Genomic DNA, 13,270 nt, shown 5'->3' with positions numbered 1-13,270 from the left:
GGCGGATGTCGAATTCCGCCCGGCCCGGCCGGAGTTGTCGCTTTCGGACCGTCCGGCGAATTGCCCGACGGACTTTCAGCTGACGGCCTGTCTGTGACCGTCGTTCAGCCGCGGTGCACGGTGATGGTGGTCCAGGCGCCGATGTGGATCCGGTCGCCGTCGTTCAGCGGCACGGCGGTGTGTGGGGCGATCGGCTCCGCGCCGCCGTTCATGGTGGTGCCGTTGGTCGAGTCCTGGTCCACCAGGACCCAGCTGCCGTCCGCCTGTTCGGCGAGCATCGCGTGCTGGTGCGAGGCGCCCGGGTCCTCCGGCGGTACGGACAGGTCGATCTCCGGCACCGTGCCGCGGTGCTGGCTGCGCCGCCCGATCCGCAGCTGGCCGCGGCCGGTCAGCGGGATCCGGCGCTCGGGGCAGTACGGCGGGAAGAACAGGCCGGCCGCCTCGGGGCCGCTGCGGGCCATCATCTCGGTGAAGTAGTCCCGGTCGGCCGACACCACGGCGATCCAGTTGGTCCGTACCGGCTCGGCCGGGGCGGGTTCCTGGGGCTGCTGCGGCTGCGGCGGGGCCAGGTTGAAGGAGGTGCCGAAGTCACCGCCACGGCTGTTCGGGCCGGGGCCGGCCGGCTGGGCGTACACCGGGCCGGAGTCCTCCCGCACCGAGGTGTCGGGGAACGCGCCCTCCGGCGGAGGGTAGCCGTAGGTGTGCGGCTGCTGCTGGACGGGCGGGGCGACGGCCTGCTGCGCCGCTGGCGGCTGGCCGAGCGGCGGCCGGCCCGCCGGGGCGTGACCGTACGGGTCCTGGCCGAGCGGGGCCTGCGGCGGGGTGCCGCCGTAGGACGCCGGGATGTTCAGCGGCGGCTGCTGGGCCGGGCCGGGCGGGGTGTGGCCGGCGCCGGGCACCTGGCGGCGCGAGGGCGTGGAGAGCTCGTAGTCGTAGCCGCACTCCTCGCAGAACCGTCCGGTCTGCGGGCTGCGGCAGATCGGGCAGACCGCCAGGCCCGCGGTGAGGCCCTGCGGCCCGGCCTGCGGCGGGACGGCCCCGTGCGGAGGCACGGCCCCGTGCGGGGGCGGGGGCACCATGCCCGGAGGCGGGGGCACCATGCCGGGGGGCGGCAGGGGTGCCCCGTGCGGAGGCACGGCCCCCGGGGGCATCGGCGGCGGAGGCGGCGGCGCACCGAAGGGCGCGCCGCCGTGCCCCGGGTGCCCGGCGTGCATGCCGGGCGCGGGGTCGGCTCCGTGCGCCCCCGGATAGCCTCCGGGTGCCCCCGGCGTGGGGGCCGGCGGAGTCATCGGGAAGCCGCAGAAGTCGCACCAGTCCTCGGCCTGCGACTCGTGGCCCCTCGGGCAGATCGGCATCAGGTCCCCCTCGTTTCGGGCCGGCTCGGTGCGGTGTCGCGCCGGGATGCCGGCCCGGTCACGTCTTCAGCGGTCACTTCTTCACACGTACCGTCTTGGTCGACCGGGTCTCAAGGGTCATCGAGTCGGCCTCGCTCACGTTCTTACGGAACCGAACCGTACCCTCCTTCGGGTCCACCACGTCCACCACCTTCTGGAGCAGCTTGTAGGTGCCCTCGTTCCCGGTCGCGTGCGCGATCCGGACGGCGGCGCCCAGCTTGGAGGTCGCGCGGTCCACGTCCCCGGCCCGGTGGGCCTCCAGGCCCTCCTGGATGGAGGAGGCGAGCTCGGCCTGCCCGGTGTAGTGGGCGACCTGCGGGCTGATCCGGGTGGAGGAGGCCAGGTCGTCGGTCCAGACCGCCTTGACCAGGCCCTGGGTGAGCACCTCCGAGGTGCCGCCGGCGACCTGTTCGGGCAGCACCAGGCTGACCCGGGCGGCGAGCATCTCGTTGCCGACCGAGGCGGCCGGCACCTCGACGCAGACGTGGTAGTCACGGCTCTCGTCGCCCCAGGAGCCGGTGGGGTAGTCGCCGGCCCGGGGGCCGGCCTCGGTGCGGCGGGAGGTCAGGTCCTCGACCGCGGGGGCGACCTGCTTGACGAACCTGACCGTGGCGTTGGCCGGGGTCCAGATCCGCAGCGCGACGTCGGCGACCTGCTTGCCCATCGCGCCGGCCATCATCGCGCGGAAGTCCTGGGCCAGGCCGGAGGGTTCGGCGACGATGTCGGTGGTGCCGAGCAGCGCCGAGGAGATCCTGCGCAGCTCGTCGATCCGCCAGTCGGTGCCCACGCCGCGGCAGTCGGCGGTGAAGTGGCCGGTCACCCGCTCGATGTTGCGGGCCAGTTCCTCGGCCGACTCGTGCTCGTTGTTGCCGTCGGTGAGCAGGATGGCGTGCCGGATGGCGATGTCACGGCGGGTGAGGAAGAGCGTGTCGGCCTTGGCCAGCCAGGTGCCCATCGCGGTGCCACCGGCCGCGGTGAGCCGGCGCAGCGACTCCTTGGCCTGTTCGCGGGTGGTGGCGGAGGCGGTGGCGAGGGTGCCGTCGCCGGGGTAGATGTCGCGGGCCTCGTGGGTGCCGGCGACCACGGCGAAGGCGGTGCCGTCGCGCAGTGCGTCGATGGCGGCGGCGGTGGCCTCGCGGGCGCCGTTGATCTTGGTCTTGGGGTAGTCCATCGAGCCCGAGCAGTCCACCAGGATGACCACGGCCGCCGCGGTGCCGGTGCCCGCCGGGGTGGCGTCGGCGAAGCCGAGCGGCCGGCCGCCGGAGGTGCCGCCGCCGGTCGCGGTGACGGTGACGATGGCGTTGACCTCGCGGGCGCCGTCGGCCAGGTACTCGTTCTGGAAGATCTCCACGTTGAACCTGGGCAGGTTCGGCTTCGCCAGTGTTGCCATGGGGCGATCGGCTCCCGTCGGGTGAGGGGTGGACGTGCTCAGGACGGTCGGGCGGCCCGCCGGGCGGGCCGGCGGGCCGTGGCGCCGGGGCGTCCGGCGGGCGGTCTGTCAGGCCGTCGGCGGGTGCGGCGGCTGCGGCGGGACGGGCGGGACGGCGGGCGGGGCGGGGGCGGTCGGCGGGACGGGCGGTGCCGGGGGGGCCTCCGGGGGCGCGGGCGGGGCCGGAGGCAGCGGGGCTGCGGGCGAGCCGATCACCGGGATGTCCGGCAGGGTCGGTTCGTGGTCCTCGTCCTCCGGCCCGGCCGGTTGGCCGGCGGGCCGCGCGGTGATCAGCGGCAGGTCCAGCGCGGTCGGGGTCTGGTCGGCCTCCTCGACGGCGGCGGCCGGCGGGTCGATCGGCAGCACGGCGACGGTGATGTTGTCGTGGCCGCCGGCCGCGACCGCGAACTTCACCAGGGTCTGCGCCGTGGCGAGCGGCTCGGTGCGGGCGTCCGGGCGCACGTAGTACGCCAGGTCGGTGGCCGCCTCGGCGTAGTTCCACAGTCCGTCGGTGCAGATCAGCACCACCCCGGGGACGTGCGGGGTGAAGTCGAGGGTGTGCGGCACGACCTCCTCGGCGTCGGCGCCGAGCCAGCCGGTGATCGCGTGCGCGCGCGGGTCGGCGTAGGCCTCGGCCTCGCCCATCAGCCCGGCCTCGACCATCCGGGCGGCCCAGGAGTCGTCCTGGGTGAGCCGGAACGGCTCGGCGGCCGCGCGGTCGTCCGGGATCCAGTACGCCCGGGTGTCGCCGACCCACCCGATGGTGACCCGGCCGTCGGCGGCTATCGCGCTGACGTAGGTGCAGGCGGGCGCGTTGAGGTCGGGCCGGGTGGGGCCGGCGCCGTCGGTGGCGAGGTCGGCGACGGCCTTGGCGGCGTCGGCGATGGCCTGGCGCATCGCCTGGTTCGGGTCCCGGCCGGCCTCCAGGGCGGTCAGCAGCGACTCGGAGGCGGCGTCGACGGCGGTCTCCGAGGCCTCGTCCGGGCGGTCGGAGGAGGAGACGCCGTCGCACACCACGGCGACCACGACCGGCTCGCCGCCGGGCAGCGAGGTCGCGGCGACGGTGAAGGAGTCCTCGTTGCGGTGGTGGCGCACGCCGCGGTCGCTGACCCCGGCGACGCCCCCGAGCGCCTTCTCCATGTGGTCGCGCGGGCGCGGCTGGGCGCCGCCGCAGCCCTCGCAGTAGCCGTCCGCGGCGACCTGCGGCTGCCCGCAGTGCACGCAGACCGGCCCGCGCGGCGACGGTACGGCCTCGCCGCGCGCGGCGGCCCAGCTCGCCGGCATCGCGCCGGGGGCCGCCCGGCCGTCCCGGCCGGTCCCGCAGGAGCCGCAGTAGGCGTCCTCCGGGTCCATCGGCTCCGAACAGCTCGGGCACTCGGTCTGCTGCGGCATCTGCTACACCCACGTCCTGGGACGGGCACGGTTGGCCCGTTCCACCATCTCGATCCTGGTCTCCGCCCGGTCGGCCAACCGGGCGAGTACCCGGTAGGACTGTTCCAGGGCGAAGCGCAGTTCCCGCTCCTGTGCGGGACGTCCCAGTACCACCAGATCGGTGGCCCGCCGGCCGGCGGCCGCCTCGGCGCCGACCCAGCCGAGGGCCGCGTCGAGCACCTCGACGGCGAGCTCCTCGCGGCGGCGGTCGTCCAGCCGCAGCGCGGTCAGCTGCGCGGAGCTCGCGCCGAGGTCGGCGGCCAGGTCGTCGGTGGGCCGGCGCTCGCGCAGCCGGGCCCGGACGGCGGCGATCCGGGCGGCGGTGTACTGGCTGGAGGTGGCCGGGACGGTCTCCAGGACGCGGACCGCGCCGGTCCGGTCCTCCTCGGCCAGCCGGACCCGGGCCAGCCCGAAGGCGGCGCTCAGGTAGGCGTGGTCGGTGGCCCACACCAGCCGGTAGAACTCGGCCGCGTCGCCGCCGTCGCCGAGCAGTTCGGCGCAGATGGCGAGGGCCAGCTTGGGGGCGGCCTCGCCGGGGAAGGCGTCGTAGACCGCGTCGAAGGCTTCCGCGGCGGCCCGCAGGCCGGACGTGACTCGCCCGCTCGCCTCCGGGCGCTCCTGGCCCGGCGCCGACGGCTGTCGCTCCGGCGCTCCTCCGCCGCTCCCTCGTTCGCCCTCCTCGCCCGCCCCCGGGCAGGAGGGGCCCACGCTTCCGGCGCCGGCGGGCCCTTCGGCTCGGGCCGCGCCGACCAGCGCGGTCAGGCCGCGGTACCAGACCACCCGCCAGTCGTCCGGCTGGTCCTGCTCCAGCCCGGCGAGGCGGCTCGCGGCGTCCCCGTGGCGGCCGAGTTCGAGCAGGGCGCGCAGCTCGCGCAGCCGGCTCTCGACCGAGACGGCGGGCGCGGCGGCCAGTGCGGCGAGCGTCTCCTCGGGGTCGGGGGTGACCAGGACGGCCAGGAAGCCGGCGTTGGGGTCGCCGGGGTCGACCCGCGGGACGGGCAGCGCGAGAGCGGCGGCGGCGGCGTCCAGGGGGGCCACCCGGAGCTGCCCGGCCTGCTCGGTGGGCAGCACCAACTCGGTGTCCACGACGCGCAGTTCGGGGCCGAACAGGGTGGACGGCGCGGGTCGGGGCCGGTCGTCCTGGAGGGCGAGGACCTCCCGCAGCACGCCGGTGAGCTGGTCGGCCATCTCCTCGGCGGAGGCGAAGCGGCGGGCCGGGTCCGGGTCGGTGGCGCGGACCAGGAAGCGGTAGTACGACTCGTACCTGGCGAAGGCCTCGACCTGCTCGGGGCCGGGCAGCGAGTGTCGGTAGGTGCCGCTGTAGCCCTGGAAGTCGAAGGTGAGCACCGCGAGGGTGCGGGCCACGGTGTACAGGTCGGAGGCGACGGAGGGGCCGTCGGTGGCGATCTCCGGGGCCTGGTAGCCGATGGTGCCGTAGATCGGGCCGTCGTCGTCGAACCGGCGGACCGCGCCCATGTCTATGACCTTGAGCGCGTCGCCGCTCTGTATCACGTTGTCGATCTTGAAGTCGCAGTACACCAGGCCCCGGCCGTGCAGGTAGCCCAGGGCCGGCAGCGCCTCCAGCGCGTACGCGATCGCCTGCTCGACCGGCAGCGGCTCGCGCCGGCCGTCCGGGGTGCGGCGCTCGTTGGCGATGTCCTTGAGCGACTTCCCGCCGACGTACTCCATCACGATGTAGCCGTCGGTGGCGCCGGTGCGCAGGTCCGGGTGCTCGGCGAAGTTGATGATCCGGACGATGTTCGGGTGGTCCACCTCGGCCAGGAAGCGCCGCTCGGCGACGGCCGCCGCGAGCGCGTCCTCGTCCCCGGTGTCCAGCAGGCCCTTGAGCACCACCCACTTGTCGTTGACCCGCCGGTCCACCGCCAGGTAGATCCAGCCGAGCCCGCCGTGCGCCAGGCAGCCCACCACCTCGTACTGCCCGCCGACCAGGTCGCCGCGGCGCAGCTTGGGCGTGAACGAGTACGGCGTGCCGCACTTGGTGCAGAAGCCGTCCGGGCGGCCCGGGCGGCCGTTCTTCTCCCGGCCCACCGGGGTCTCGCACTTGGAGCAGAAGCGCTTGTGCTCGGGCACCTCGGGGTCGGCCAGCACAGCCCGGGCCGGGTCGGCCGCCGCGACGGTCGGCACGGTGACCAGACCGGCGCCCAGCCGGCTGCGGGTGCCCGCGGTGACGCCGCCCCGGGTGGAGCGGACCGAGAGCGAGCGGCTGCTGCCGGTGCGGGTGGAGCGGTGCGAGCGGGAGCGGCCGGACATCGAACGGGCCGAGCCGGTGCGGGCCGACAGCGAGCGGGCCGAGCCGCTACGGCCGGAGCCGTCCTGGCCGGAGCCGTTGTGGCCGGAGCCGGGGGAGACCCGGGCGGAGGGGACGTAGGGCTGGGTGACGCCGGTGTCGCCGGTGGGCGGGGTCAGCCCGCACTCGTCGCAGTAGCCGTCCGGGTCGATGGTGCCGGAACAGTCGCGCGGGCAGGGCGAGCCGGGGCCGGCCGCCGTGACCGAGGGGGCGGACGCCCCGGAGGCCCCGGGCGTCGCGGTGGCCCTGCCCGCCGGGGCCAGCCCGCACTCGTCGCAGTAGCCGTCGGCGTCGATCCTGCCGCTGCCGGAGCACTCCGGCCGTTCGCACGTCTCGCCCATCACCCTCAGCCCCCCTGGACCTGTCCGTCGACCGGCGGCCGGCCGACCCCCTCCTGATCCTGCCCGGCCTCGGCCTCGGTGTGGGCCGGCCGCAGCGACTGCTGGAACCGGGCCACCGCGGCGGCCGCCGCCCGCAGGTCGCAGGGCGCGCTCCACAGCAGCCAGCGCGCCTTCTCGTACCGCTCGATCACTTCCGGGTCCTCGGAGACCCGCAGCCGGGCCGCCATCGCCTTGTAGGCGTCCAGCCGGCCGCGCAGTTCGGCCCGGACGGCCAGCGGCTGGGTCACCTCGGTGAGCGACTGCCGGGCCCGGCCCAGCTCCTTGGCGGCGGCGTCCTCCAGCGCGTCCAGCAGCGGCGCCAGCCGGCCCCACTGCCCGGCCTGGCGCAGGTCCAGCGCCGCGACGATCCGCTCGCGCAGCGCCGAGGCCGGTCCGGGCACCGCCGGGACGTCGCTGGACGCTATCTTCGCCAGCACCTCGCCGCGCGCCCTCCGGGCCTCGGCCAGGGTGGCGTCGGCCCGCTGGAGCAGGTCGCCGACGCCCTGGAGGCGTTCCTCGGCCTCGTCACGCAGCCGCAGCAGGTCCTCCAGCTCCAGCCGGACGCGGTCCAGCGCCCGCCCGGCCCGGTCGAACCGCTCGGTGTCCACCACCCCGGCCGGGCCGGCGAAGGCCGAGCCCTCCGGGACCGTGCCGCGCTGGGCGGGCACCCGGGCCGGGCGCCACAGCGCCAGCGGGTCCCCGTGCACCTCGGCGCGCAGCTCGGTGAGGTCCTTCTCGATCCCGGTCAGGTCGTCGCCCAGCGGGTGGTTGCCGGTGCGCACGCCGAGCGAGGCGGCCAGGGTGCGCACCCGCCGGAGCTCGGCCAGCAGCAGGTCGATCCGGGCCGGCAGGGCCGACCAGACCGCGTCGGCGGCGCTGACCACCTCCAGCACGGTGGCGTACCAGGAGTTCATCCGGGCCATCAGGGCGTCCAGGCTGATCCGCTCGACCAGCTTGGCGGGCGCGCCGAGCAGCTGCGGGCCGTCCGGCACCGCGCCGCCCGGGACGGTCACTGCGTCGCCGGTCAGCAGTTCGCTCAGCTCGGCGAGTTCGGGCGCGCCGGGCTTGGCCTTGCGGGCCCGGACGGCACGCGCCGAGGCCAGCGCCTCGGAGTAGCGGTCGAACAGCGCCCAGAGCAGCGGCAGGCCCCGGCCGGCGACGGACCAGCGCTCCAGGGTGCGCCCGGACAGCTCGGCGCCGTCCAGCAGCCGCAGGCCAGGGTGGTCCTGGAGGGCGAGCAGCGCCGACTCGACCGCGTCCCGCTCCGCGCCGAGGCGGGCGAGCGCGCGGTCCACCTCCTCCCGGCTCAGTACCGGGCCAGCCGATGCCGCCACCGCGGTGTCCTTCCTTCCTCGCGTGCGATCCCGACGTGCCTGACGTGCGGTCCCACGACAACCCCCGTGTCCACCACCGGTCTCCCCGTGGTGATCGTCCCGAACCCTAACCGGTGGCCGTTCGGGCCGAGCGGGCGCGGGGCGTCAAGGCGCCGTCAACGCACCGCTGACGGCCCGTGCGCTACCCCTCCCGCGCCGTCCTCCCCGTCACCCCCCGGACCGGCTCAGTGCGTGCCCGGCCAGTAGCGGTCGGCCTCGTTGAGCATGTACGGCTTGAGCCAGTGGTCGTACGAACGGGCCCAGTCGCCGCGCGCGTAGTAGTCGGCGAGCACCTGGTTGACGCGGGCGGTCAGGTCGGTGCTGTCCTTCAGCATGGCGACGCCGACCACCTCCGGCTGGGCCTCGCCGTCCACGATCCGCACGGTCTGGTCCTGCGCGGCCTGACCGGCCGCCAGGCCGTTGTCGGTCATGGTGGCGTCGACCTTGCCGAGCTGCATCAGGACCAGGCAGTCCAGCTGGTTCTCCACCGTGACGACCTGCCGGGCGGTCCTCATCTCCTTGACCACGTTCAGCGCGGTGGAGCCGTCGGCGGCGCAGACCGCCCTGTCCTTGATCGCGTCGTCGACGTTCTTCGCCGGCGACGACTTCGGCACCAGGACGCGCTGGCTGATGTTGAAGTACGGCTTGGAGAAGGCGACGTCCTCCATCCGCTTGCAGTTGATCGTCATGGTGCGGACGATCAGGTCGACCCGGCCCTTCTTGATGGCGTCGATCCGGTCGGCCGTGGCCACCGGCTTGAGCACCACCTTCTCCGGGTCGCCGATGACGGCCGCGCCGATCGCCCGGGCGAGGTCGATGTCGAAGCCCTCGATCTGGCCGGTGTTCGGGTTGCGGGCGCCCCAGCGGTAGCTGTTCTGGTCCACCCCGATCACCAGGCTGCGCTTGGTCTTGATGGCCTTCACGGCGGGGCCGTCCTCGGTGCTCGGCGGCACGCTCCTGTACACGTCGCAGCCGTCGGCCTGCTCCTGCTGCTCCTGCTGTAGGGCCAGGGGCACGGCGGTCGTGGCCGCCGGTGCGGCGCCGACCGGCCCGCCCCCGGCGAGCACGGCCGCGCCGGCCGCCAGCAGGGCCAGCGCGGCGGCGGGCCTGGTCCTTCTCCTGAAACCTCTGGTGCGCATCGGTCGGTCTCCCCCTCTGCCCGTTACCGGTACTCGGCCAGTCGCCTGCCCAGGCCCCGCAGCGCGGCGGCCGCGGCCACCAGGCCGAGCAGCGCGGCGGCGACGGCGGCGGTGCGCAGGTCCCCGCCGGTGCCCTCGGCGGCCCGCTTGAAGCGGTCCTGTTCGGTGTCGGCGGCCCGCGCGAGCGCCTTGTCGGTGGCGTTGAAGGCGGCGTCGGCGGTGTCCGCGCCGCCCTTGGCCGTCACGGTGGCCTCCAGCGCGCCCTGGTAGTCGGCGTTGTCGACCTCCAGCACCCGGGCGGCGTCGTGCTTCCGGCGCCACTGGTCGAACTGCTTCGAGGCGTCCTGGAGGCTCGGCCCGGCGGCCGTCGGCGCCAGCCGTACGGCCTCCGACAGCGAGCCGCCGGGCCGGTCCCCGGCTCCCGCCAGGTGCTCGGTGGCCTTCGTCCACTGGTCGGCGTACCGGGTGGTCGAGCCGCGGGCGACGAAGTGCAGGTTCTCCGCCAGCCGGGCGGTCAGCACGTCCACCCGGGCGGAGTTGAGCGCCCGAAGCGGGGTCGCGCCCTCGCGGGCGCTCTGTTCGAGCGCGGAACGGGTGGTCAGCCCGGCGACGGTCAGCCACAGGGCGCCGGCCAGGACGGCGGCGGTGGCGCCCAGCAGCCCGATGTTGAACACCCGGTTGGTGCGGCGGAACAGCGTCAGTTGCACCCAGGCCAGCGCGATCAGGGTGACCAGCGCCAGGCCGTACGCCCCCCACGGCACCGCCTGGGCGGCGGCGTAGTCGTCGGCCAGCTCCCGGTTCTCGGCGGCGGCCAGTTCGGCGGCGGCCGGCAGCAGGACGGTCTGCATCTGCTCGGAGGCGTACCGCAGGTAGGCGCCGCCGAGCGGGATGCCCTGTCGGTTGTCGGCCCGCGCCGTCTCCACCAGGCCGGCGTACGCCGGGAGTTGCTGGTTCAGCCGGGCGAGCGAGCCCTGTGCGGGGGAGGTCGCCGTGGTCCGGGCGGCGGCCTGGGCGATCAGCTTGGCGGCGGTGGCGATGTCCTGCTCGTAGCGGCTGCGGACCTCGTCGGGCTCGGCGCCGGCCAGCAGGAAGCCGCTCGCCGCGGTGGTGGCGGCGTCGGCCAGGCTGCGGTGGATCTCGGCGGCGTCCCGGCTGAGCGGCTGGCTGTACGAGACCACCCGGTCGGCGGCCTGCGCCCTGGTCTCCAACTGCCAGGCGGTGAGCCCGCCGAAGGCCACGGTGAGCACCGCGAGCACCACTCCGGCCAGCCGCAGCCGGCCGGGCGGCGTGCGGGTGGCCTGCGCGAGCCGAGCGCGCACGCCGGTGGCGACGGCCGCCGGGGGGCGCTTCGCGGGCGCCCCGCCGGGTCTGGGCGCCGGGGGAGTGCCGCCGGGCTTCGCGAGCAGGACCGCTCCGGAGACGGCCGGGCTCCCCGTCCCGGCCGTCGTCGCCGGTGCGGCTGTCGCGACCGGTGCGCCCGGCGCCCCCGGCGGCTGGTTCGGCCGTGCCGGGAACGCGGCGCCGGACGCGCCGTTGCCTACTGGTGTTGCCACCCGCCTCATCCTCCCCTGGGGCCGGGCCCGTCCCCGGGGCCCGACCGATGGCAGCAGTATGGCCGTGACTCCCCCCGGCCACACCCGACTTGCGCCGATCTTGAGCATGTCGTGCACGCTCCCCGGGGCGGCTCGTGCCGCTGGTGCTGCTGGTGCTGTCCGTGCCGTCGGTACGGCCCGTACCGCTCCTGCCGCTCGTGCAGCTCCTCCCGAGAGGTGGCGAACCGTCCGACGCGGGCCGCACCCTACGCGGTTCCCCCGACCAGGCGGAGCGCAGGGGTCCGTTTACAGGCGCGCAATCCCGGGTGCGGCGCCCCCTCGCTCCGTACGATGGAGGTATGCGCCTGCTTGGAACGATCTCGCCCGACCGCCCGCTGCTCGTCGTCGCCGTGCGCGAGGAGGCCGCCCACCTGGACGACCGCCTGCCCGTGCTGCTCACCGGGATCGGGAAGGTCAACGCCGCCGTCGCGCTGGCCACCGTCCTCGCGCAGGGCGAGAAGCCCTCCGAGGTGATCAACCTGGGTACGGCCGGCGCGCTGCGCCCGGGCTGGGAGGGCACCCACCACGTGGTCCAGGTGATCCAGCACGACCTGGACACCGCCGCCCTGCACGCGCTCACCGGGCGGGAGTACGGCGCCCCGCTGGTGATCGGCAAGGGCGACGGCCCGGTGCTGGCCACCGGCGACCTCTTCGTCTCCGAGGAGGCCGCCCGCGACCGGCTCGCCGAGCACGCCGACCTGGTGGACATGGAGGGCTACGCCGTCGCCACCGTCGCGCACCGGGCCGGGGTGCCGGTGCGGCTGGTCAAGCACGTCAGCGACGAGGCCGGGGACGGCGCGGGGCACACCTGGAAGGAGTCGGTGGACGAGTGCGCCCGGCACCTCGCGGACTGGGTGGCCGCGCAGGGCTGGTGACGCCTTCTCAGGGTGCCGGAGCGCTGGCTAGGGTGACGCGGTGACCGAGAAGAACACCGAGCCGACCAAGGTCTCCGACGTCCGTCCGCCGAGCATGAACGCGGACGAGCCGTCCACCCTGCTCGCCTTCCTCGACTACCTGCGCGCGGCGGTGATCGCCAAGCTCGACGGGATCTCCGACGAGGACGCCCGGCGCCCCGGCGTCGCCTCCGGCACGAGCCTGCTGTGGCTGGTGCGGCACCTCGCCGTGGTCGAGGACAACTGGTTCACCTGGGCCTACCGGGGCGTGGGCGAGGAGCCGAGCGAGTCGGACGAGGTGCCGTTGGACGGCGCGACCGTGGCCGCGGAGGTCGCCGCCTACCGGGAGGCGATCGAGCGGTCCGACGCGGTGGCCGCAGGCGCCCCGGACCTCGACCGGCCGGGCGTGCGCTCGCTGCGGCCGGACGACGCCGAGGGGCCGTCGCTGCGGTGGGTGCTGGTCCACATGATCGAGGAGACCGGGCGGCACGCCGGGCACGCGGACATCATCCGCGAGCAGCTGGACGGCGCGATCGGGCGCTGACGGCGTCGAGTGCGCCGAGGGTGCCGCCGGGGGCACAGGGTGTGGAACGGGGTGGGGGAGCCGCGGCCCTCCCACCCCGTTCCGTCCCCGCTGCCGGGCGCCCTACGCGTCCCGGAAGTCCGCGAGGTCCAGTGCCGCCAGCCGCTCCGGGTCGGTGAGCACGTCGATCGCGACGATCGCGCCGTCCACCACGGTGAACGCCATGATCGACAGCGCCCGGCCGTTGTCGCCGATGACCACCGCCCCGGCGGTCCCGTTGACCAGCGCCGGGCGGGCGAACGGCGACAGCGTGCCCCACAGGACGGCCTGGCCGGCCACCGTGCCGGCGCCCGAGAGCACCACCGTGTGCCGGGCCAGCGCCGTGCCGCCGTCCGAGCGCAGCACCACGTCCGGGTCGAGCACGGCGACCAGCGCGTCCAGGTCGCCGTTGCGGGCGGCGGCGAAGAACGCGTCCACGGCCACCCGCTGCCGGCCGAGGTCGGGGTCGGGCGCGGGCGCCTGCCCCTGCACCTTGCGGCGGGCCCGGCTGGCCAGCTGGCGGGTGGCGGCGGCGGTCTTCTCGATCAGCGGGGCGATCTCCTCGAACGGCACCGCGAACAGGTCGTGCAGCACGAAGGCGACCCGCTCGGCCGGCGCCAGCGACTCCATCACCACCATCAGCGCCAGCCCGACCGAGTCCGCGAGCATCACCTCCTGCTCCGGGTCCACCACGGCCTCGCGCCGCAGCAGTGGGTCCGGGATGCGCGGCGGGCCCGGCTCGCCGCCGGGCCCGGCGGGCTCCAGGGGC

The 13,270-nt window shown here is 75.7% G+C and carries 10 protein-coding genes; 2 read left to right on the top strand and 8 right to left on the bottom strand.

Annotated elements, in window-relative coordinates; all coding sequences use genetic code 11:
- Nucleotides 1-104: 104 nt before the first annotated feature.
- The 7 genes from ACFU7Y_RS26360 to ACFU7Y_RS26330 form a co-directional block, all read right to left on the bottom strand.
- Nucleotides 105-1,052, bottom strand: a complete 948-nt coding sequence (locus ACFU7Y_RS26360) for an FHA domain-containing protein (RefSeq protein ID WP_380769853.1) — start codon at nucleotides 1,050-1,052, stop codon at nucleotides 105-107.
- A gap of 376 nt (nucleotides 1,053-1,428) precedes the next feature.
- The gene (locus tag ACFU7Y_RS26355; RefSeq protein WP_224285441.1) at nucleotides 1,429-2,784 is read right to left on the bottom strand and encodes a VWA domain-containing protein; all 1,356 of its coding nucleotides are present in this window, start codon (nucleotides 2,782-2,784) and stop codon (nucleotides 1,429-1,431) included.
- Between the two features lie 108 nt (nucleotides 2,785-2,892).
- Nucleotides 2,893-4,215, bottom strand: coding sequence for a protein phosphatase 2C domain-containing protein (locus ACFU7Y_RS26350; protein ID WP_380769852.1), 1,323 nt, complete (start codon nucleotides 4,213-4,215; stop codon nucleotides 2,893-2,895).
- Between the two features lie 3 nt (nucleotides 4,216-4,218).
- Entirely contained in the window at nucleotides 4,219-6,903 is a 2,685-nt protein-coding gene (locus ACFU7Y_RS26345; RefSeq protein ID WP_224284237.1) for a serine/threonine-protein kinase, read from the bottom strand.
- Nucleotides 6,904-6,908: 5 nt separating this feature from the next.
- A complete protein-coding gene (locus tag ACFU7Y_RS26340; RefSeq protein ID WP_380769851.1) occupies nucleotides 6,909-8,276 on the bottom strand; it encodes a hypothetical protein in 1,368 nt (455 codons plus the stop codon).
- A 224-nt stretch (nucleotides 8,277-8,500) separates the two neighbouring features.
- Complete coding sequence (locus ACFU7Y_RS26335) at nucleotides 8,501-9,454, bottom strand: glutamate ABC transporter substrate-binding protein (protein ID WP_380769850.1); 954 nt, start codon at nucleotides 9,452-9,454, stop codon at nucleotides 8,501-8,503.
- Between the two features lie 23 nt (nucleotides 9,455-9,477).
- Complete coding sequence (locus tag ACFU7Y_RS26330; protein WP_380769849.1) at nucleotides 9,478-11,007, bottom strand: hypothetical protein; 1,530 nt, start codon at nucleotides 11,005-11,007, stop codon at nucleotides 9,478-9,480.
- Between the two features lie 338 nt (nucleotides 11,008-11,345).
- Between ACFU7Y_RS26330 and ACFU7Y_RS26325 the strand changes: the two genes are divergently transcribed.
- Entirely contained in the window at nucleotides 11,346-11,921 is a 576-nt protein-coding gene (locus ACFU7Y_RS26325; RefSeq protein WP_380769848.1) for a nucleosidase, read from the top strand.
- 40 nt (nucleotides 11,922-11,961) lie between these two features.
- On the top strand, nucleotides 11,962-12,483 hold the full coding sequence (locus ACFU7Y_RS26320) for a DinB family protein (RefSeq protein WP_224279283.1): 522 nt from the start codon (nucleotides 11,962-11,964) through the stop codon (nucleotides 12,481-12,483).
- Between the two features lie 102 nt (nucleotides 12,484-12,585).
- On the opposite strand, the gene ACFU7Y_RS26315 is transcribed toward ACFU7Y_RS26320, so the two are convergent.
- Nucleotides 12,586-13,270: sigma factor-like helix-turn-helix DNA-binding protein (locus ACFU7Y_RS26315; RefSeq protein ID WP_380769847.1), on the bottom strand; the 685-nt coding region annotated here is incomplete at its 5' end.

The sequence above is a fragment of the Kitasatospora sp. NPDC057542 genome, from assembly GCF_042801945.1.
Lineage (GTDB): Bacteria > Actinomycetota > Actinomycetes > Streptomycetales > Streptomycetaceae > Kitasatospora.
The sequence above is the reverse complement of the archived record's forward strand: the minus strand, read 5'-3'. Positions and strand labels throughout refer to the sequence as shown.